General features: G+C 47.3%; 14 protein-coding genes. 8 read left to right on the top strand and 6 right to left on the bottom strand.

Annotated elements, in window-relative coordinates:
• The first annotated feature begins 149 nt into the window (after window positions 1-149).
• The 6 genes from ACFO4O_RS13835 (at window position 150) to ACFO4O_RS13860 (ending at window position 8,626) form a co-directional block, all read left to right on the top strand.
• Window positions 150-2,894 (top strand): family 20 glycosylhydrolase, encoded by a 2,745-nt coding sequence (locus ACFO4O_RS13835; RefSeq protein WP_382409504.1) that lies wholly within the window; start codon window positions 150-152, stop codon window positions 2,892-2,894.
• Window positions 2,881-3,780: a glucosamine kinase nucleotide-binding domain-containing protein gene (locus ACFO4O_RS13840; protein ID WP_382409506.1), complete on the top strand. Its 900-nt coding sequence runs from the start codon at window positions 2,881-2,883 to the stop codon at window positions 3,778-3,780. Before ACFO4O_RS13835 ends, ACFO4O_RS13840 begins: the two co-directional genes overlap by 14 nt.
• The gene (gene nagB-II / locus ACFO4O_RS13845; protein WP_382409508.1) at window positions 3,767-4,798 is read left to right on the top strand and encodes a glucosamine-6-phosphate deaminase NagB-II; all 1,032 of its coding nucleotides are present in this window, start codon (window positions 3,767-3,769) and stop codon (window positions 4,796-4,798) included. The genes ACFO4O_RS13840 and nagB-II overlap by 14 nt, the downstream gene beginning before the upstream one ends.
• On the top strand, window positions 4,795-5,934 hold the full coding sequence (gene nagA, locus ACFO4O_RS13850; RefSeq protein ID WP_382409510.1) for an N-acetylglucosamine-6-phosphate deacetylase: 1,140 nt from the start codon (window positions 4,795-4,797) through the stop codon (window positions 5,932-5,934). Before nagB-II ends, nagA begins: the two co-directional genes overlap by 4 nt.
• Window positions 5,935-5,954: 20 nt before the next feature.
• Window positions 5,955-7,283, top strand: coding sequence for a sugar MFS transporter (locus tag ACFO4O_RS13855; RefSeq protein ID WP_382409512.1), 1,329 nt, complete (start codon window positions 5,955-5,957; stop codon window positions 7,281-7,283).
• A gap of 122 nt (window positions 7,284-7,405) precedes the next feature.
• A complete protein-coding gene (locus ACFO4O_RS13860; RefSeq protein ID WP_382409513.1) occupies window positions 7,406-8,626 on the top strand; it encodes a hypothetical protein in 1,221 nt (406 codons plus the stop codon).
• Between the two features lie 61 nt (window positions 8,627-8,687).
• On the opposite strand, the gene ACFO4O_RS13865 is transcribed toward ACFO4O_RS13860, so the two are convergent.
• The 6 genes from ACFO4O_RS13865 to ACFO4O_RS13890 all read right to left on the bottom strand — a co-directional run bounded on the left by ACFO4O_RS13865 (window position 8,688) and on the right by ACFO4O_RS13890 (window position 16,356).
• Window positions 8,688-9,872, bottom strand: a complete 1,185-nt coding sequence (locus ACFO4O_RS13865) for a cupin domain-containing protein (RefSeq protein ID WP_382409515.1) — start codon at window positions 9,870-9,872, stop codon at window positions 8,688-8,690.
• 18 nt (window positions 9,873-9,890) lie between these two features.
• Window positions 9,891-10,667 (bottom strand): ThuA domain-containing protein, encoded by a 777-nt coding sequence (locus ACFO4O_RS13870; RefSeq protein WP_382409517.1) that lies wholly within the window; start codon window positions 10,665-10,667, stop codon window positions 9,891-9,893.
• A gap of 318 nt (window positions 10,668-10,985) precedes the next feature.
• Window positions 10,986-13,049, bottom strand: coding sequence for a S9 family peptidase (locus tag ACFO4O_RS13875; protein WP_382409519.1), 2,064 nt, complete (start codon window positions 13,047-13,049; stop codon window positions 10,986-10,988).
• Window positions 13,050-13,210: 161 nt separating this feature from the next.
• Window positions 13,211-13,339 (bottom strand): hypothetical protein, encoded by a 129-nt coding sequence (locus ACFO4O_RS13880; protein WP_382409521.1) that lies wholly within the window; start codon window positions 13,337-13,339, stop codon window positions 13,211-13,213.
• A 132-nt stretch (window positions 13,340-13,471) separates the two neighbouring features.
• Window positions 13,472-15,637, bottom strand: a complete 2,166-nt coding sequence (locus ACFO4O_RS13885) for a prolyl oligopeptidase family serine peptidase (RefSeq protein ID WP_382409523.1) — start codon at window positions 15,635-15,637, stop codon at window positions 13,472-13,474.
• Window positions 15,638-15,894: 257 nt separating this feature from the next.
• Window positions 15,895-16,356 carry a TolC family protein gene (locus ACFO4O_RS13890; protein ID WP_382409525.1) on the bottom strand — a complete coding sequence of 154 codons (462 nt, stop codon included), beginning with the start codon at window positions 16,354-16,356 and terminating at the stop codon, window positions 15,895-15,897.
• A gap of 239 nt (window positions 16,357-16,595) precedes the next feature.
• On the opposite strand from ACFO4O_RS13890, the gene ACFO4O_RS13895 reads away from it, so the two are divergent.
• Both ACFO4O_RS13895 and ACFO4O_RS13900 read left to right on the top strand, forming a co-directional pair.
• Window positions 16,596-18,353 carry a GMC family oxidoreductase gene (locus ACFO4O_RS13895; RefSeq protein ID WP_382409527.1) on the top strand — a complete coding sequence of 586 codons (1,758 nt, stop codon included), beginning with the start codon at window positions 16,596-16,598 and terminating at the stop codon, window positions 18,351-18,353.
• Complete coding sequence (locus tag ACFO4O_RS13900) at window positions 18,340-19,170, top strand: gluconate 2-dehydrogenase subunit 3 family protein (RefSeq protein ID WP_382409529.1); 831 nt, start codon at window positions 18,340-18,342, stop codon at window positions 19,168-19,170. The genes ACFO4O_RS13895 and ACFO4O_RS13900 overlap by 14 nt, the downstream gene beginning before the upstream one ends.
• Window positions 19,171-19,178 lie beyond the last annotated feature (8 nt).

The raw sequence follows: 19,178 nt of genomic DNA on the forward strand, positions 1-19,178 counted from the left end.
AAAGCGAATACAAAAACGCTGTTACAAACAATCAACAATAATAAAACGAGAACATTTAACAAGTTCGCAGGGCTGGTGCATCGCTAAACCTGAAATTCAAGCTTATCAGCATGCAAAAACGTTAATCGAATTAAAAAGGTAATTTCTGTATGACATACTCACACCGACTTGAAGTTTATGCTCAAACAGCTGTTATTAACGCTTTTTATCGTAAACCTATTGCGTTTGCCCTTCGCTCTTTTCGTTCACTAGTTGCGATTACGCTTTTCGCGTTTATCACGGCGGTTCATGGACAAAGTCTGGCAAGTAGTTTCACACAATCCGACCTTGACACACTCGCCGATTCACTTGAGGTTCACTATCAAGTGCATGCTAATCATGCACCCGAAATGTGCGCCAAATACCAGTTGCCCTCTTGTTCACATAGCGAGTTAACGCTTCGTTTTTCTAGCAATGTTGAGCCCGGGCAGTGGGCGCTTTTTTTCTCCCACCTTGCGCCCATTGAGCGTACCTTAAGCGAAGCGGTGAATATTGAGCGTATAAATGGTGATTTGCATAAGCTCACCTTGCGCGAACCGGTAAACGCCGGCAACACTCTATCAATTGCTCTGCTGCCTAAATATTGGCAGGTCAATCGTTCTGACATTGTGCCAAATATGTACATTAGCGCGCCTAATTTAGTGGCGAAGTTAGTCAAAAGCACCCAAAGCGTTAACGACCCAGCCACCGGTATTAATTATGCGCAACATGCCGGCACTTGGCACGAACCGGTGCAATATCAGCGCGGCCCTAACGATGCATTGCCTTTAGCAGACGCTACCTGGCGCTATGATCACTATCAAAACATGCTCAGTGGGGCAGGCAAGACCGACTCAGCAGCGCTTTTAAATGCCACTATTCCAACCATTAGCGAGGCCAAATGGCAGCAAGAAAGGCTGATTGTTACTAGAAGCATAAACCTAAGTGACCTGCCATTTGCATTAAGTAGCGCCGACCGCGCACTTTTATCGCAAAGCGGCTTGTTGAGCGTAAGCAGTCAGTCAACGCCAGACCAAGCCAGCAATATAAAGCTGCGCTGGGAACAAGTTCCCATGCCCGCAGAGCATTATCAGCTAAACATCGACGCAAGCGCGATCACGGTAAAAAGCGCAGACATGACTGGATTTTCATATGCTTTGGGTAGTTTGGCACAGCTATTTAACAAGCAAGACAATTCCCTACCAATTGGCCAGGCAAGCGACAGTCCAGAGTTTGCATACCGCGGCATGCACATGGATATCTCGCGTAATTTTAATGGTAAAAACGTAATATTTGGACTGCTCGATGAAATGTTCCGAGTGAAGCTTAATCGCCTGCATTTGCATTTTGCTGACGATGAGGGTTGGCGCATACAAATTCCCAGCATGCCCGAACTAACTGACATTGGCGCATTTCGGTGTCCAGATAAAACCAACGCTGCGCAAGATGCCCAAAAGCAGTGTATTTTACCGCAGCTTGGTTCAGGGCCTTCGCGTGATGCCTCGGTCAATGGCTTTTTAACCACAAACGATTACATTGCGCTATTGCGCTACGCAAAAGCGCGTCATATTGAAGTCATTCCGTCTTTCGATATGCCAGGTCACGCGCGAGCCGCTGTTATGGCGATGGAAGAGCGCACGCGCATCAATGGCTCACAGCAATATCGGCTCATTGACCCACTTGATAAAACCGAATACACCTCAATCCAATTTTATAACGACAACACAATGAACCCCTGCTTAGACAGCACCTATGCTTTTGTCGACGCTGTATTGAACGATTTAATTGACTTGCACGCTAAAGCCGGCGCGCCCTTAAAAACCTTCCATATGGGGGCTGACGAAACAGCCGGAGCATGGATTGAGTCGCCGGTTTGCGAGAAGTTATTGGGGAGAACATTAGAAAAAGACGATACGCATTTGCTGCTCGAAAAATTCGTTAAGCGCGTGTATGAGTTAGTGTCGGCTAAATCGCTTGTGCTGGCAGGATGGAGTGACGGCATGTCAACCGTTGCCATAAATGAACGTAAGCCCGACATGCTGGCAACCATCTGGCAAACCCTTTATGCCAATGCCGACCAAGTAGCAAGTGAGTGGCTAGCGTCTGACGGACGTGGCGTATATGCCTTTCCTGACGCACTATATTTTGATTTTCCTTATGCTAATCATCCTCTTGAGCCCGGTTATTATTGGGCAGGAAAGAACGTCGATACATTTAAAGTATTTCAACTAACGCCGAATACTTTATGGCTTCATCAATATCTTTGGACCGACCATATGGGCAAGCCATTTACGCAGTCACTACCTAATGAATTCTGGCAAGCCGAATTGAAGCCTTTTGGTATTCAAGGGCAAATATGGAGCGAGGTAGTGCGTACGCCGGAGCATCTTGAGTACATGATTTATCCACGCTTATATGCCCTCGCTGAACGCGCTTGGCATCGGCCTAGTTGGACAGATATTGCATTGGACGCTTTGCGCAAAGATTCAAACGGTGTAATGCAGTTTGACGCACAAGTCATGGATAAGATAAAAAAAGCGCAATCTGAAGCGTGGCAGGCATTCAGCTATCGCCTTAGCCATCATCACTTGGCCCAACTCGCTCAGAAAGGTCGTAACTTTCGACTACCGCCCCCGGGTGTGAGCAAAACGCACTCAACAGCACTCGACAAAAGTATCACCCCAAAAATTATCGCAAACATCGGGTTTGCTGGGCTACGCTTGCAGGGTCAGCGGGCAGACGGAAGCTGGGTAGATATTAGCCAACAAACGCCAATATCTAACGATATACAATATATTAGGGCAACATTGCCCAGCAGCAAAAAACATAGCGCAAGTGTGTGCATCAAGGACTGTAAGCAGTATGACGGAAAATAAACTATATATTGGCTTAGACGGCGGCGGAACGAAGTGCAGAGCGGTCGTTTTCGACAAGAATTTTAATGAGCTAAGCAGCGCAATAGCTGGCCCTGCCAATATCGCCAAATACGGCAATTTAGCCTACGAAGCGATACTTGAAGCAAGTGAGCAAGCACTTAACGCTATTGATATGGATATTGCATCGGCGCATGAGTATCTCTATGTGAGTGCTGGCTTAGCCGGTGCGAATGTGCCATCGGCAGCAAAAGCCTTAGCACAGTGGCAGCATCCCTTTGCAAGATTTGACTATACCAGCGACCTCCATGCGGCTGCTTTAGGTGCACATGGTGGCAGCGACGGTTCGGTTTTAATTGTTGGCACCGGATCATGCGCTGCGGCCATAAAAAATCATAAGCTTAGTCAATTTGGCGGCCACGGATTTATGCTGGGTGATAAAGGCAGCGGAGCTTGGATGGGTCGAAAGGGCTTAAGCCTCACCCTAGAAGCGCTAGAGGGCGTCATTCCTAGTTCGGACTACACACACGCACTTTGCGAGCACTTAGGTGCACGTCAGCCCAGCGACCTAATTGAACAATTCAATCAAGCTTCCCCAGCCAGTTTTGGTGCGCTAGCACCCATGTTGCTCGAATACGCTCACCGTGGTGATTGCATTGCACTTGCCATTGTTGAGGATGCCGCAAACTATCTATCTATTATTACGCACAAAGCCTTGGCAATTAGCAAAGGCAAACTGGTACTTAACGGAGGCGTATCGCGCGCTATCTTACCGTGGCTTGAACAAGATATTGCAGAACATGTAATAGATGCACAACACGGACCAGAGCGCGGAGCGATCATATATCAACAGCAATTGACTGAAGGGCTTACTCATGACATCAACTAGCATTATGGCGCAAGAGGCCGCGAGCAGCCCAAGCGTTATCGCTGAACAATTAAGCCACAACCAAGTGCTTTGCCGCTCATTGGCACAAGGTTTTGCAAATCATCCACCGCGTGCAATCATGATGATAGGCAGGGGCACGTCAGACCATGCCGGCGTATTTGCCAAGTATTTGTTTGAAATTGGTTGCCAAATTCCAGTGATATCGGCAGCTCCATCGGTCGCTGGCATATTCAATTCGTGTTTAAAGCTTGAGGGCTGCTTAGCCATCGCGATTTCGCAGTCTGGTCAAAGTCCAGATATTTTGCATCAAACGAAACTCGCCAAACAAGGCGGTGCGTTTACACTCGCCTTGGTGAACGATGAGGCATCTCCACTTGCAAAAATGTGTGATGCGGTGCTGCCGGTTTGCGCAGGTCAAGAAAAGGCCGTGGCCGCGACCAAAAGCTACTTGGCAACATTAAGCGCCTTGGTGCATTTGTTTAGTCAGTGGTGCTTAATAGATGGCGGCGATGCTACTGAGGGAGAAAAGCCGAACTTATTGGCGCAAGCGCTCACGCAGCTGCCTGAACAAATGCGTCAAACTCAAGCCTTAAGTCCGCTTTTACAAAACGCCGATTTAAAAGATGTGGCTCATTGTGTTGTGCTAGGGCGAGGGTTTGGCTACGCCATTGCCCTTGAGGCCGCTCTGAAACTCAAAGAGGTTTTAGGTATTCAGGCAGAAGCATTCAGCAGCGCCGAGTTTGTTCACGGCCCGGTGACCTTGGTGCATAAAAAACTCTGCGTGCTTAACATTTGTATTGACGACGAGAGTGCACAAGGGCATCGCAAGCAAATTGAGGACGTCAAACAAAGAGGCGGCCGGGTCATTGACATTACGGTTAAAAACACAAGTCACCCAAGACTGCATGCTCTTTTAATTATGCAGCGCTTCTATCTTGACCTAGAGCGAGTGGCGATAGAACGCGGACAGAATCCTGATGCCCCCATTGGCTTAAAAAAAGTGACTGAAACTGTATGAAACTGCACGCACAAAAGTTACTAACAAATGAAGGTTGGCGTCACAATCAAGTGCTCTGCATTGAGCAAGGCCTTATTGCCGCCATTGAGGAAGCAGACCAACATAATCTTAGCCATGTAGCATCGTCTCACGATGTTCTCGTACCGGGATTTATCGACATTCAGGTAAATGGTGGCGGTGATGTATTGTTTAACGAAACGCCAAATGCCTCTGCACTTAAACACATGTTTAGCGCCCATCAACAGTTTGGTACCGCGGCGATGCTGCCCACACTGATTACCGACAATATTGAAAAAATGCAAAGCGCAGCCGATGCAATTTCAGATGTGCGTACGACTATGGCCAGCGCAATCGTTGGCGTGCATTTTGAAGGCCCATGGCTCAATACAACCAAAAAAGGGGTGCATAAGGCAGACTTTATAAGAACGCCGGTTGACGCTGAATTAGCTATTTTACGGCGCAGCGACTTGGGCAAAGTCATGGTGACCTTGGCACCTGAAAATGTGCCCGTAGAGATCATTCGCCAAATGTGTGATGACGGCATTATCGTGTTTTTAGGACACTCAAATGCTACTGCGGCGCAAGTTGAGGCCGCGCTAGACGCTGGCGCAATTGGCTTTACTCATTTATACAATGCGATGTCGCCCATGCAGTCTCGGGCACCCGGCATGGTTGGCGCAGCGTTAAGTGCGCAGCATGCCTACGCGGGGCTTATTGTTGATGGTTATCATGTAGAGCCCACGTGCTGTCACGTCGCATATTTAGCAAAAGGCAAAGACAAGCTTATTTTGGTCACTGACGCCATGGCGCTAGCGGCTTCAAGCAATACAGATGTCGCCTTTTTTGATACTAGCATTCACAAGCACAAGGGCAAATTAAGCACCCCAGATGGCACCTTAGCGGGCTCATGTTTGACCATGATAGATGCCGTCAAAAATGCGTGTACAGCCTGTCAGATAGCCCTTGAGCAAAGCATTTATATGGCGTCTGAAACACCCGCAAAATTACTCGGACTTGAGGCAAGCCATGGTGCGATTAAAGTGGGTGCGTTCGCGCATTTGCTCGCGCTAGATGAAGCCAACAACATCACCCATATTTGGCATAACGGCAAGGCCGTGCCAAAAACTACACTGTAAACCTTAAAAGAGTACAACGTATGACGATGCAAGCCAATGTACCCAACCCTTTTCAGAATGTAACGAAACCGAGCACAATTATGCCGATGATGATTATCGGTGGACTGTTTTTTATTTTTGGTTTTATCACTTGGTTAAATGGCGCGTTAATTCCGTTTTTGCAAATAGTTTGCGACTTAACCGAGACACAAGCACTGCTTGTCGCCTTTTCATTTTACATCGCGTACACGGTAATGGCCCTTCCAATGTCGTGGATACTCGACAAAACCGGATACAAGCATGCCATGGTGCTAGGACTGGTAATCATTGCAGTTGGGTGCGTTTTGTTTATTCCTGCCGCATACGGTCAAACCTTTGCGCTGTTTTTGTTTGCTCAGTTTGTGGTAGGGACAGGCCTTACAATTTTGCAGACCGCCTCAAACCCTTACATTGTGAAAATTGGACCAGAAGAAACAGCCGCGGTGCGTATTTCTATAATGGGTCTTCTTAATAAAGGCGCTGGCGTGATTGCCCCCATTGTTTTTACCGCGCTGGTATTAGGGGAGTTTGCGGGCGTAAGCGCACAATCAATCGCACTTTTAAGTGAAGCTGAGCGCGCGGTTAAGGTAAGCGACCTAAGCGACGGTTTAGTGATGCCCTATCTTGGTATGGCAGTAGCGCTTTTACTTCTTGCAGGGCTGCTTAAAGTCTCGGCATTGCCAGAGCTTAATTTAGAAGATGAGGCACACAGTAGCTCGCATGGCAGCGTATTTAAACAACCGCAGCTCATGCTGGGGGTATTGGCACTCTTTTTATATGTAGGCGTAGAGGTAATCGCAGGCGATACCATCGGCCTGTTTGGCTCCCAGCTGGGCGTCGTAAATGCTACCACATTAACCTCTTATACAATGGCGTTCATGGTGTTGGGCTATTTGATGGGTCTTGCGCTCATCCCACGTTTGATTAACCAGTCGCAAGCTCTCGGGGCCTCGGCTATTTTGGGGGTGCTGCTCTCGGTGTATGTGGTGTTTGCTAACCCTGACTCAGCGTTGATATCTGAAATGTTATGGGCATGGTCTGGCATTGCGAGTGTACCTGACCCTATCGCCGTAATCGCAATACTCGGATTTGCCAATGCCCTAGTTTGGCCTGCGGTATGGCCTTTGGCATTAGCTGGTTTAGGTAATTTAACCGCGCGCGGCTCGGCTCTGCTTATTATGGGTATCGCAGGTGGCGCAATTTTGCCCTTGGTTTACGGCTTTATTTCAGAAAACGTAGGTGCCCAAAACGCTTATTGGATGCTCGTTCCGTGTTACCTCTTCATACTTTACTATGCCTTGAGCGGACATAAACTAAGAGCAAAACCTTAATATATTCTCCAGAATGTTGACACTTTTGCGGCCTGCATTGCTTAGCGTCAGCGACTGGCTATTGCACTGCTAGGTCCAAAACGCGATACTTAATCAAAATTAAGTGAAAACACTGGGTATCAATGAACGACGACTACTGGGCAGTGCGCCCTCAGCGCAACTGGTTAAAAACTTTTTTAATAGGCGGCTTTTGGCTTGTATTACTCGGCGCCTTGGTATTTGCTTTTGTGCGCTCCAAACAAGCCAGTGATTTACGAGAGCAAGGTCAAACAGAGATAGCGTGGGACACGCAATTGCTTGCATGCAATGAGATTGTTGATGCCGAGCCAACTGACCAATTTAATCGCTGTTTGGAAATGGCTGAAGATGGGTGGATAGACGCTGCCTCCCGCATAGCGTGGGCGTATTCAAGAGACGGCGAATATCAAAGCTGGCAGTCAGCCTACGAATGGTTAGCTTGGCTGAAAGACCACGACCGATACGCAGAGCTACTCAGCTACATTGTGCTGTTTGAAATTGGTGATTCAAAAGAAAGTAAGTTAAAGGGCGAACGCGGTATCCGCGCTCTGGCTATGAAAAACGAAGCAGCGGCAAGTGCATATTTAGCAAGTTTGTATTATTTAGAACTCAACGCCCTTGAGCGCAGGTCAAACATGGCGTGGCTGCTCGAGCGAGCTTACAACGGCAGCAATTACTGGGTCATGCCAGACGCCATGGCAACGGTATATGCGAACGGCTACTTAAGCAAAGCAGACCCAGATAAAGCACAAGCGCTGCTGATTGAAGCAAGCGAGCGCGATTTTCCGTTTAATGCCAACAACGTTGCTTGGCAATTTGCCACAACCACTAACCCTGCCCTTGCCAATTATCCAAAAGCCCTTGAGCTCGCGCAAAAGGTTACAAGCAACCCTGAGCACGCTAACAATTTCGTCTATGTCGACACGCTAGCAGCGGCTTATGCGGCTAACAATATGTTTGAAGACGCTGTAAGAGCACAGAAAGAAGCGCTTGAGCTGATTACACTCGCCAGTGAGAATGATGATTCTCTGAAACCTGAGGTAGAGAACTTTAAAAAGCGCTTGGCCTTGTTTGAGTCACAGCAACGCTACGAAGAAGTCATTCCGCTTGAAATCGCTAAGGCAAAAAGCAGCGCTTCTGCTACCGCAGATACGGCTGAAATTGCAGCGAGTGCAGAAAGCGCAGAGACTACAGCAAGTACTCAACTTACCGCTCTAGATGCAAAAGGCCGCGTCTTTTTTGAAAATCTGAAGAAACAAATTGAACAAGCATTGATTGCCAATCTTTATGTTGAATTGCAGGCGCCAGAAATCGCGCCCCAGTAAGTCGGGTTGCATGGCGCGTTGCTTTTTAAGCTCAGCTATGAAAAAGGAACAAACACTCGTTCTACGCATCAAAGTAAACGAAGCCAGCGTTAACAAGCTGGCTTACTAAGGCCGCAAAAGCTGTCTGCGTTTTGTTATCACGTCCATAATTAACATCTGCAGAAATTGATAACTCGCCAGTATGAATTAAGGCCAACATTAGCGCCTGATTCTCAGCCGTGGTTGAGAAAGGTTGCGCGTCTACGTAAAACACAAACGGCTCATTTGGCGACTCTGAAACATGTGAGTACACCGCTTTTACACCGGGCAATAGCTTAATTACCAAACCCTGCCTACACGCATCTAAGACCTCTTCAATGGTGTATTCTTCATCTGGTTTCATATCAGGCAGCGACTGAGCGGAAATGAATCGCATTAGGGCTTGGTCTGCTTCAGGCGTATTTAACAGCTCAGCAATAAGCGCCTTGAGGCGGGCTAGCTCGTGTTGACTTACCTGAGCCGGCGGCATGTGAGCATCGCGATATTGTGAATTATCAGGGTCTTCATATCGACGCTGTACAAGCTGCAGGTCTTCGCCCTCATCAAGCAGTCCATGTAAAAGCTCTAAATTTGTTGGAGCCCTAAAACCGATGGAGTAATTTAAACACTCTGTTAGCGCTACGCCATTATGAGGATGCTTAGGAGGGATATAGACAGCGTCTCCAGGTTCCAACACCTCGTCGATAGTGGGTGTGAATTCACTGATTTGCTTCAACAGGGGGTGTGGCGTCAAATTTTCGTGAGCATTGGGTAGCCCTACTTGCCAACGACGACTACCTTTGCCCTGCACAATAAATACGTCGTATTGGTCAATGTGCGGACCTACGCCCGCGCCGGGGCTTGAAAAACTGACCATTACATCATCCATTCTCCAATGCCCTAAGCGCTTTACTTTATCTGACAAGGCGCCAACCTCTGGCATATATCGGTCAACACCTTGAACCAGCAAGCTCCATGCGCCAACACAAAGAGGCGCAAAGTCGTCTATCGGACCTTGGGTGACCTGCCAGGCATTGTCATTGAAAGATATAAGTCGGCTGTCAACGCTATCTTCTTGCGCAAGGCCAGCCAATTCGTGCTCATCAAGAGGGTCTGTAAAATCATCAAAAAAGCCTTTGATCACGCAGGGTTTCTTTTGCCAAAAGTGCTGCACAAAATAATCTATATCGAAGCCCTGCATATGCAGCGCGCTTGGCGCTTTATTCAATATCTACCCCTAAAAAATCTACTTTTTCTCAATGCCCTTACCGGTTGCAGCCCAATAGATGCCGCCATAAAGATGCGCTAAAAAGGCTTCATCTCTATAAACACCGGGTAAATGCCCAAGCGCAGTATAAAATGAACGGCCTCCGTCATATTCATGATACCAAGCCAGTGGATGGAATTCCCCCATGCCCTCGGTTTTTTTCGTACCCCAGTCGGCTTTAGGATCGTAGGTGGTTTCATCAACGGTTAATAAATAATTTAAACCTTCAATATTGGCAGGCAAAAAGTTATAAAATTCGTCAGTCCACAAATGACGCTCATCAAAGCTCGACATTCCTGGGAAGTTATTGTCTTGTTTCACCAGCACCGCAGTTTGATTAGCAGGATGAATTTCAAAATAATGCCCCACGAGTTTACCGTACCACTCCCAATCATATTCAGTGTCTGACGCCGCGTGCACGCCTACAAACCCTTTACCCGACTGAATAAAACGCTCAAATGCGGCTTGCTGCTCATCATTAAAAATATCGCCTGTGGTATTAATCAGCACCACTGCATCAAACTTACTTAAGTAATCATCATTAATGACTAGTCCGGCAAACTCATGCCATTCAAGACCAAAGTCATGGCGCTCTGCAAGCACTCGCATCGCGCTAACGCTGTCGTGAATTGAACTGTGATGCCAACCTGCTGTTTTAGTAAACAACAACACGTTAAATTGTTTAGCCGATGCGCTTGCCATAAATGCAATGCACAAAACAAAGGCGCTTATCGCGCGTAAATAGTTGTTTTTCATATTGTGTCCTTTTGTCAAATTGCGGTCTTGTATTAAGGCCAAGCGTTAAAAGCTTAGGGCTACAATGAATAGTGCCAATACTGTGAGTGTAGCGCGAAACCCAGACATAGGGTAATTACGGTTTTTTGGTCTTATGCTTGTGTTTTATGGTAGGCGAGGCGTGTTTTCAGACCTGTAAAGCTAAGAACTGACGGAAAAATCGAGCACGAACGGGGAAGAGTAAGGACAGGCAGAAAAAGGACAGGCATAAAAAACCCCGAGACGCATAGCCCTCGGGGTTTTCTTATAAAGCAGATTTTAACGCAAACCTTGGGTTATCTACTCACCCGTCGCCTCGTTAGCATCGTCTTTTGCTTTAAGTTTATCTGCAATGCCTAAATCAATATCGGGCATTGGGTCTTTGCGTGACGCCCCCTCAGCTAAGTAAGTGTCCATCCATCGCATAAATCGCAAGGAGTAGTCATACTGCGCAGCAGCTTTGCGGTTGCCGTGCCCCTCGCCTGGGTAAAATACAAGACGTACTGGCGTATCTGTGCGTACCTTCATGGAACGATATAGCTCCATTGATTGGCTTGGATGTACACGCGTGTCTTCCTCACCGTGCATAATCAAGGTTGGCGTTGTGCTCTTGCCGGCATGAAAAATCGGCGAACGCTCCAACAAGTTCATCCAGTTGTCTTCCCACGGCCATTTGAGTGAGTGCACTAAATGCATTTCGTTGGGGATATCACTGGTGCCAAACTTCGAAACTTGGTTAGAAATACCAACAAATGCAACCGCGGCAGCAAAGTGTTCGGTCAAGGCTGTTGCTCCCCACATTGAGGCATAGCCGCCGTAAGACCCACCGGTAATGCCAACTCGGTCTCGATTAACCACACCTGCCTTTACTAAGGCCTCCACACCATCTACCAAATCGTTAAATTCTTTACCCGCGTAATCGTTTTGATGCTCTTTAGCAAAGGCCACGCCACGACCTGTTGAACCACGATAATTAGGGTAGAACACCGCGTAGCCGTCGGCAGCGGCAAACTGCCCGCCGTCAGAATAACGCGTAATCCAACCATCACTGTAGTGCGCTTCTGGCCCGCCGTGTACGGTTAAAATGAGCGGCCAACCGCCAGCAGGAGCAGTACCGTTTGGCGTAATTAACAAACCTTCAATGGTGGCACCGTCACGGGCCTCGTAGCTAAACGTGGTTTGCTCAGCCAACTCAAGTTCTTCTAGCCATGCGTTGTGGTTTGATAGCTTCTGGGTTTTATTGCGTGACTGTGAAAATACTTCTCTTGGATGCGAGGGAGAATCGGCAATCAGCCTGATTTCACCGTCTCCAATATCCGCACTACGAACCACAATATTATCTGGCGTGCGCAACGTACGTTTTTCATCGCCGTCGGTTTCATAGACTACCAAGGCACTTTCAACTCCTCTGTGCGCAACAGCAAGTATGTCTTTTCCCATCCAATCAATGTCCATAATGTGCTGAGGCGCATCTTTGGTAAGCTGAGTAAAACTATCGCTATTTGCATCTGCAACCATTAGCACGCCAGCGGATGTGTCGTGCACATCTGTGCCAGCTAAAAATGCTAAATGCTTGCCGTTTTCAGACAGTTCAAAGGTGCCAAGCTTGCCCGGGACATCAATGGTTGATTTGACCTCGCCAGTACCAATATCTAGAAAAAACAGGTCGCGCAACATTAACGAATCGTCTACTAAATTGGTGGGTGCAGCGGCAACAACAAGCGCCTTTTCGTTGGCAGACACGTCAAAGTCAGACACATGCCCTTGACTGAAAACTTTTACCGGTTTGGCATCTGAATCAGTCAAGCTTACCGACCAAAGCGAAGCAAGACGCTGGTCTTCTTCATATACATACGCCTTGAACCCCTTGTCTTTTAGGTCTTCGGCGTCGTCTTTTTCTTTGGCAACAAAATGCAAAGTGCTGCCGTCATTAGTTACCCGGTAGTCGCCAATTGCAGTGTCAAACTCAAACTGCTTTTTGGCCTCACCGCCACTAAGCGCAATGGAGTAAAGTGAAGTGTGCTCATCACCGTCTCGCTTGCTCTTAAAATACAAATGTTTACCATCTGAGCTGAACTGCAAGCCAGATATACTGCCCTGACCGGCAATAAAGCTGGTAGGGGCGCCATCTCCACGAATCACATACAGATGTGTGTCTGCAACTGCATCTTCATCACCGGCAAGAATATCTCGAGGTTTTGATACGGTGTAGGCTGTAAGCTCGCCGTCGGTAGACACGGTAATGTTACCTGCATGCTGCACTTTAGGCAGGTGCTCAATTTCGAAGGTGCTTGCTGACGCGTTGAAGCTAGCAAGGGCAATGGCGGCCGATAATAACGTGGCCTTGAAAGGGATTTTTCTCATGAAACAGAACTCCGTCGTTTTTTGATTTTATATTTACACTAAGCATACGATATATTTCAAAAAACTGTTCAGAAAACACTGACCAGTGAACAGGGTTCTGTAATAAATAGAAGATAGCAAGGCCCCTATCTACTAGAGGCTCTTGCTAAATTTTGACTGACTCAAGACCTGCGTTCACCTTGAATAAGCGCAATCAAAATCTCAGTATACCAGCGTTCAAAATCAATATATGACTGCATAGCGCTCGAGCCTGACACGGCACTTACTTGATGTTGGTTTAATGTTTTCATGTTTCTCTCCTTAGAAATAATTATAGTGAGTGCTTAGTGTATCGACTCAACTATCTTGTACAACTTGTCCTTAGGTACAGAAAAGGGCAGTGCCTTGCAGCACTGCCCTTTTTGTTGGTTGGGTGACCTAAGCTATTTGTCTAAGGTTTTAATCCCCATATTCCACAGGGTAAACCCGTATAAATCGGCGGTTTGTTCAATCACCTTGCTTGTTGGAGTGCCCGCACCATGACCAGCATCGGTTTCAATACGAATCAAGGTTGGATTACTGCCCTGCTGATATTCTTGCAGCGTCGCGGCAAACTTAAACGAATGCGCTGGTACGACTCGGTCATCGTGGTCTGCAGTGGTAACCATTGTGGCAGGGTAAGCAATGGGTTTGACGTTATGAACCGGCGAATAGCCCTTCAAATATTCAAACATTTCTTCGCTTTGCTCTGATGTACCGTAGTCGTATGCCCATCCAGCACCTGCGGTAAACGTGTGATAACGCAACATGTCCAACACACCAACCGCTGGCAGTGCCACCTGAGCGAGTTCAGGACGCTGCGTCATCACTGCACCCACCAACAAACCACCGTTTGATCCACCGCGCAGTGCAAGGTACTGACTTGAGGTGTACTGCTTATCAATCAAAAACTCAGCCGCAGCAATAAAGTCATCAAACACATTTTGCTTTTGCATCTGAGTGCCAGCATTGTGCCACGCTTTGCCATATTCACCGCCTCCGCGAATGTTTGGCACCGCATAAATACCGCCCAACTCCAGCCATGCAGCAACCGTTGAACTAAAACGTGGCGACAGGCTAATGTTAAAACCACCGTAACCATAAAGTAACGTAGGATTTTTGCCGTCTAGCACGGTGTCTTTATGATGCGTAATGATCATTGGCACACGCGTACCGTCTTTTGAATTAAAGAACACTTGTTCTGATACAAACTGACTACCGTCAAAGGCTATTTCCGGCTTGTTAAACAGCGCCGATTTGCCCTCGGCAATATCCAGTGAATAGATAGTGGTGGGCGTTGTGTAGTTGGTAAAGGTGTAATAGGTTTGAGTATCGTCGGCCTTGCCGCCAAAGCTACCGGCATTGCCTAAGCCTGGAAGCTCAATCGTGCGTACTTGATTGCCATCAAGGTCATATTGATACACCTTAGATATGGCATCCACCATATATTCGGCAAAAATAAACCCGCCCGCTGTACTAGGTACTAATACGCTGTCGGTCTCTGCAATAAGGTCTTGCCAATTCTCTACACCAGGGGCACTAGCCGATACCGTTACCACTTTGGTATTCGGTGCTTCATGGTTGGTGACCAAGTATAGGGTATCGCCTTTGTTGGTAAGCATGTAAACGTCGGCGCCCAAGTCGGCTTTTACTGTTTTCCAGCCGCTATCCGGTTGCTCTAAGTCTTTCAAAAAGGCTTTATTACCCGATGTTGATTCTGCCGCGGAAACAAGCAAAAAGCGTCCGTCATCGCTCACTTGAGAGCCCACATAACGGTGCTTTTCAGCGTCGGTGTGGCCAAACACTTTAATGTCGGCCGATTGCGGCGTACCAATTTGATGATAATACAGCTTGTGCTGGTCAGTTTTTTCGCTCAGCTCTGAGCCTTCTGGCTTATCGTAACTGGAGTAATAAAATCCTTCATTTTTATACCACGACATGCCAGAGAACTTTACGTCTTGCAGCGGCTCACCCACTTGCTCCATGGTGTCAGTGTTGATCACATACACTTCTCGCCAGTCGCTTCCACCGGTAGAGGTTTGGTACGACGCCAAGGAACCGTCTTCTGAAAATGCCAAACCGGCTAATGATACGGTGCCATCTTCAGAGAACTGATTGGGGTCAATAAAGACCTCTGGCTCACCACCTTCTTTTTGTCGATACACCACCGATTGATTTTGAAGACCATCGTTTTTATAGAAATAAGTATAATCACCTTCTTTAAACGGTGCCGACACGCGCTCGTAATTGATAAGATCGCGAACCAGTGATGCTATATCGCTTCGGTATGGAATTTGCGCCAAGTAGTCTTGAGTAACCTCGTTCTGAGCCTTTACCCAAGCCTCGGTTTCAGCGCTGCGATCGTCTTCTAACCATCGGTAAGGGTCGGCCACTTGTTGGCCAAAATAGGTGTCTATTACATCGCCTTTTGCCGTTACCGGATATGTCACACGTATGTCCTCTTGTGCGCTTTGAGTATCAGATGCTTGTTGTTCTGGTTTTGGCTGACAGGCCATAAGCGCTGTTAGCAAAGCAACAGACAAGCCTGTTTTTATAAGTTTTGTTTGCATGGAAAATCCGTATTGTCGTTGTTAAAAATTTATTTTTATAGCTACGCAATAAGCATAAACAAAAATGCGTCTGTTGGTCTACGGTTTGACTTGAGCTTTGGCTTGCTTTTTAGGTAAATTGCTAGCCTTAAATGCCATGCGATATCCGCCGTGCCATCTTATGCAAGACTATTTAAGTGACTAAATAAAAAACCCCTTATGCAAGATAAGGGGGAAGGGAGCGGTGATATACGGGAAAGCAGTGTCTGTGTGACGACTCAATACTGGGTTGCGGTGTCTTTTACAACATAGGTCGTTGCTAGCTGATTTTTTATGTCTGTTTGATTGGCGTCTTGCTGTTGATTTTGATGCATATTAGCCATTGCGACCATAAGTTGGACTCGCGCTTCAGCCACAGCATTTTCAATATTAAAATAAGTGACCGTGGCAGCTAACAGGTCGTGATGGGTAAATCTGCCCTCTACAAAACCTTTGTCTATTTTTTCCATCTGCGCGTTCGCATCAATCAGGTTTTGCTCTAGTTCGGTAACTAAAGCCAGTGCGCGAGCAAAACTATTATCGTTAAGCGCAATACTTTGAGCGTGGTCTTGTACATTAATCGACTCTTGATGTGACGCTGCCTGAGCCGACTGGCCCGCAACAACGGCAAATAAAGTTAAGGCCGCAATTGAACTGCTGACAATTTTAAGTGCTGTGTTTGCAAAAATATCGAATTTCATAATCTTGTCTCGCGTTTGTCTTTGAACTTGTGATGATGATAGATAACTAGACAGGATAAAAATAATTATGCTTTCATATACAATTCATTTTATTTTGTGATGTATCGAAAATCATTGATTGGTGCTGCAATGCAACTATCACTCTTTATCACGGGCATTTTGCTAAGAAAGCGACTAATGCTTTATTGCTAACATCTTGTTAACATCACATTAGTGCAGAATTTTATTTGGAGCGCAGCATGAACGATACCCAGCATGACATCATAGTGGTTGGCTCAGGAGCAGGCGGAGCAATGGCAGCATACGTGTTGTGTAAGGCCGGTCATAAGGTGCTTATGCTGGAGGCCGGACGCGACTACGACCCTAAAACTGAAACTCCCATGTTTAATACCAACGCACAAGCCCCGCTCATGGGGGCAGGAAATAAAGATAAAAACTTTGGCTTTTATGATGCAACGGTTGATGGCGGCTGGAGCGTACCCGATGAGCCCTACACTACCGGCGAGGGATCTGATTTTTTTTGGTGGCGTTCACGCATGTTGGGCGGCCGCACTAATCACTGGGGACGCTATTCACTACGGTTTTCAGAGCATGACTTTAAGGGTAAAAGCAGAGATGGACACGGCGCTGATTGGCCGTTTGAGTACCAAGACATTGCGCCTTGGTATGACAAAACTGAGGAGCTTGTTGGCATTTGCGGCACCAACACTGGCCTTGACGATATGCCTGACTCTCCGGAGGGCGTACTACAACCCCCGCCCACCCCACGCATTCCAGAACTTTTAGTAGCGGCTGCGGCAAAAAAACATGGTATTCCTCTGGCCCCAATGCATCGAGCGGTGCTAACGCGCCCAAAAGATGACCGTTTGGCATGCTTTTACGCCACACCCTGCGGGCGAGGCTGTTCAATTGGCGCCGCGTTTCAAACAACTACATCGCTCATCCCAATGGCGCAGGCCACCGGCAATCTTAAGGTTATTACAAACGCAATGGTAAAAACCGTCGATGTTGATGAAAATGGCAGACCCAGCGGCATTACCTATATTAAAAAGCCCTCTGGGCAGGCTCATTCGATAGCAGCAAACCAGATTATATTGGCAGCGAGCGCCTGTGAATCTGCCAGAATAATGCTGAATTCTCTAAGCAAACACCACCCTAAAGGCTTGGCAAATTCGAGCGGCCAATTAGGACGCAACATTATGGATTCAACCGGTGCAGATTTAGGCGCAATGATCCCCGCTTTAAAGGGGCGGCCTCGCTACAACGAAGACGGGCATACCGCAAATCACCTGTTTATCCCTTGGTGGGGGCACAAAGCACAGGCCAATAAAGAGCTAGATTTCCCTAGAGGGTACCATTTTGAAATTGGCAGCGGGTTTCGTATGCCGGGTGCCTCTGTCGCTGGCGACTTGCAGGGCTATGGCAAAGCCCTTAAGCAAAACGCGCGCGACAATTATGGCACTTACATTAATTTATCTTTGCGCGGCGAGATGCTGCCAAATCCTTATTGCTACATGGAAATTGACGATAAGGTCAAAGACAAATGGGGCATACCGGTAGCCAAATTTCATTGGCAGTTTTCGAAGCACGAACTCAATCAAGTGGCGCATGGCTTACAAACAGCCAAAATGCTGTTTGAAACCATGGGTGCTTCCGTCAAGCGCCTGCCTAGTCCTGAGCAAGCCATACTAAAAGGCGGGCAAATTATTCATGAAGTGGGCGCTACGCGCATGGGTAGCTCAGCCAAAGACTCAGTGACGAATCAATGGGGACAAACGTGGGATTGTGACAACCTATACGTTATGGATGGCGGTGTCTTTGCGTCAAACCCTCATAAAAACTGCACGCTCACTATTATGACGCTAGCCATGCGTAACGCAGCGCATTTGGCTGAGCGACTTAGCTCAGAAAAAAATAGTTCACAAAGCGGTGCTGTTAGCGCGACCACTCAGTCATGGTGCGCCAACAGCAAAGGAGGTACTCATGAAATCGCATAATAAACACGCATATTTTTTTGATCATGAAAGTGCCACACCGTCTGGTTTTGAAAGCCAACAACGAAGCGCTCCGCGCAGTATAACGCGCAGAGATACGCTCAAATGGTTAGGCCTATTGACCGCAGGCGGCGCTGCGGCACTGTCAACGAGTATAAGCTTTGATGCAATGGCAAATAAAGCATCAAGCGCGGGGCATTGGCCCGAGCTAAAGCTTAAGCCCGTTAGTGCAAAAGGCTACGGTAAAGATCCAAACCTTATTATAGCGCCTGAAACCCCGTGGCCTCTTATAATGAGTGATGAAGAGCTAAGCCTTTGTGCCTTGCTTTGCGATATTGTGGTTCCAGCTGAACAAAATACGCCATCGGCTGGGCAGTTAAATGTGCAAGCGGTATTAAACGAATGGGTGAGTGCGCCCTACGAGTGGCAGCAAAGCGATAGAGTCACCATCATGCATTTACTTGCTTGGCTAGACGATGAAGCCAAACTGCGTTTTGACGCTAATTTTACAGCGCTGCAATGGACGCAACAAAAAGCCATTATCGATGATATTGCTTATTCAAATGAACAAACGCCTGAGCAGTTTGTGCGACCAGCAACAGCGTTTATGCGATTAAAAGCATTGATACTGGCGGCATTTTTTAGCACGCCTGAAGGCATGAGTGATATTGGCTACTTGGGCAATGTGCCAATTGCAGGCCCCTACCCTGGTCCAAGCGAAGCAGCTTATGCACATTTAGATGATGTGCTCAGTGATTTAGGTTTATCTGAATTTAAATATCCGCTAAAAGGATTTGATGCGCCAGATACACCGCAGTAATGACGCAG

Source organism: Glaciecola siphonariae, assembly GCF_042652645.1.
Lineage (GTDB): Bacteria > Pseudomonadota > Gammaproteobacteria > Enterobacterales > Alteromonadaceae > Glaciecola > Glaciecola siphonariae.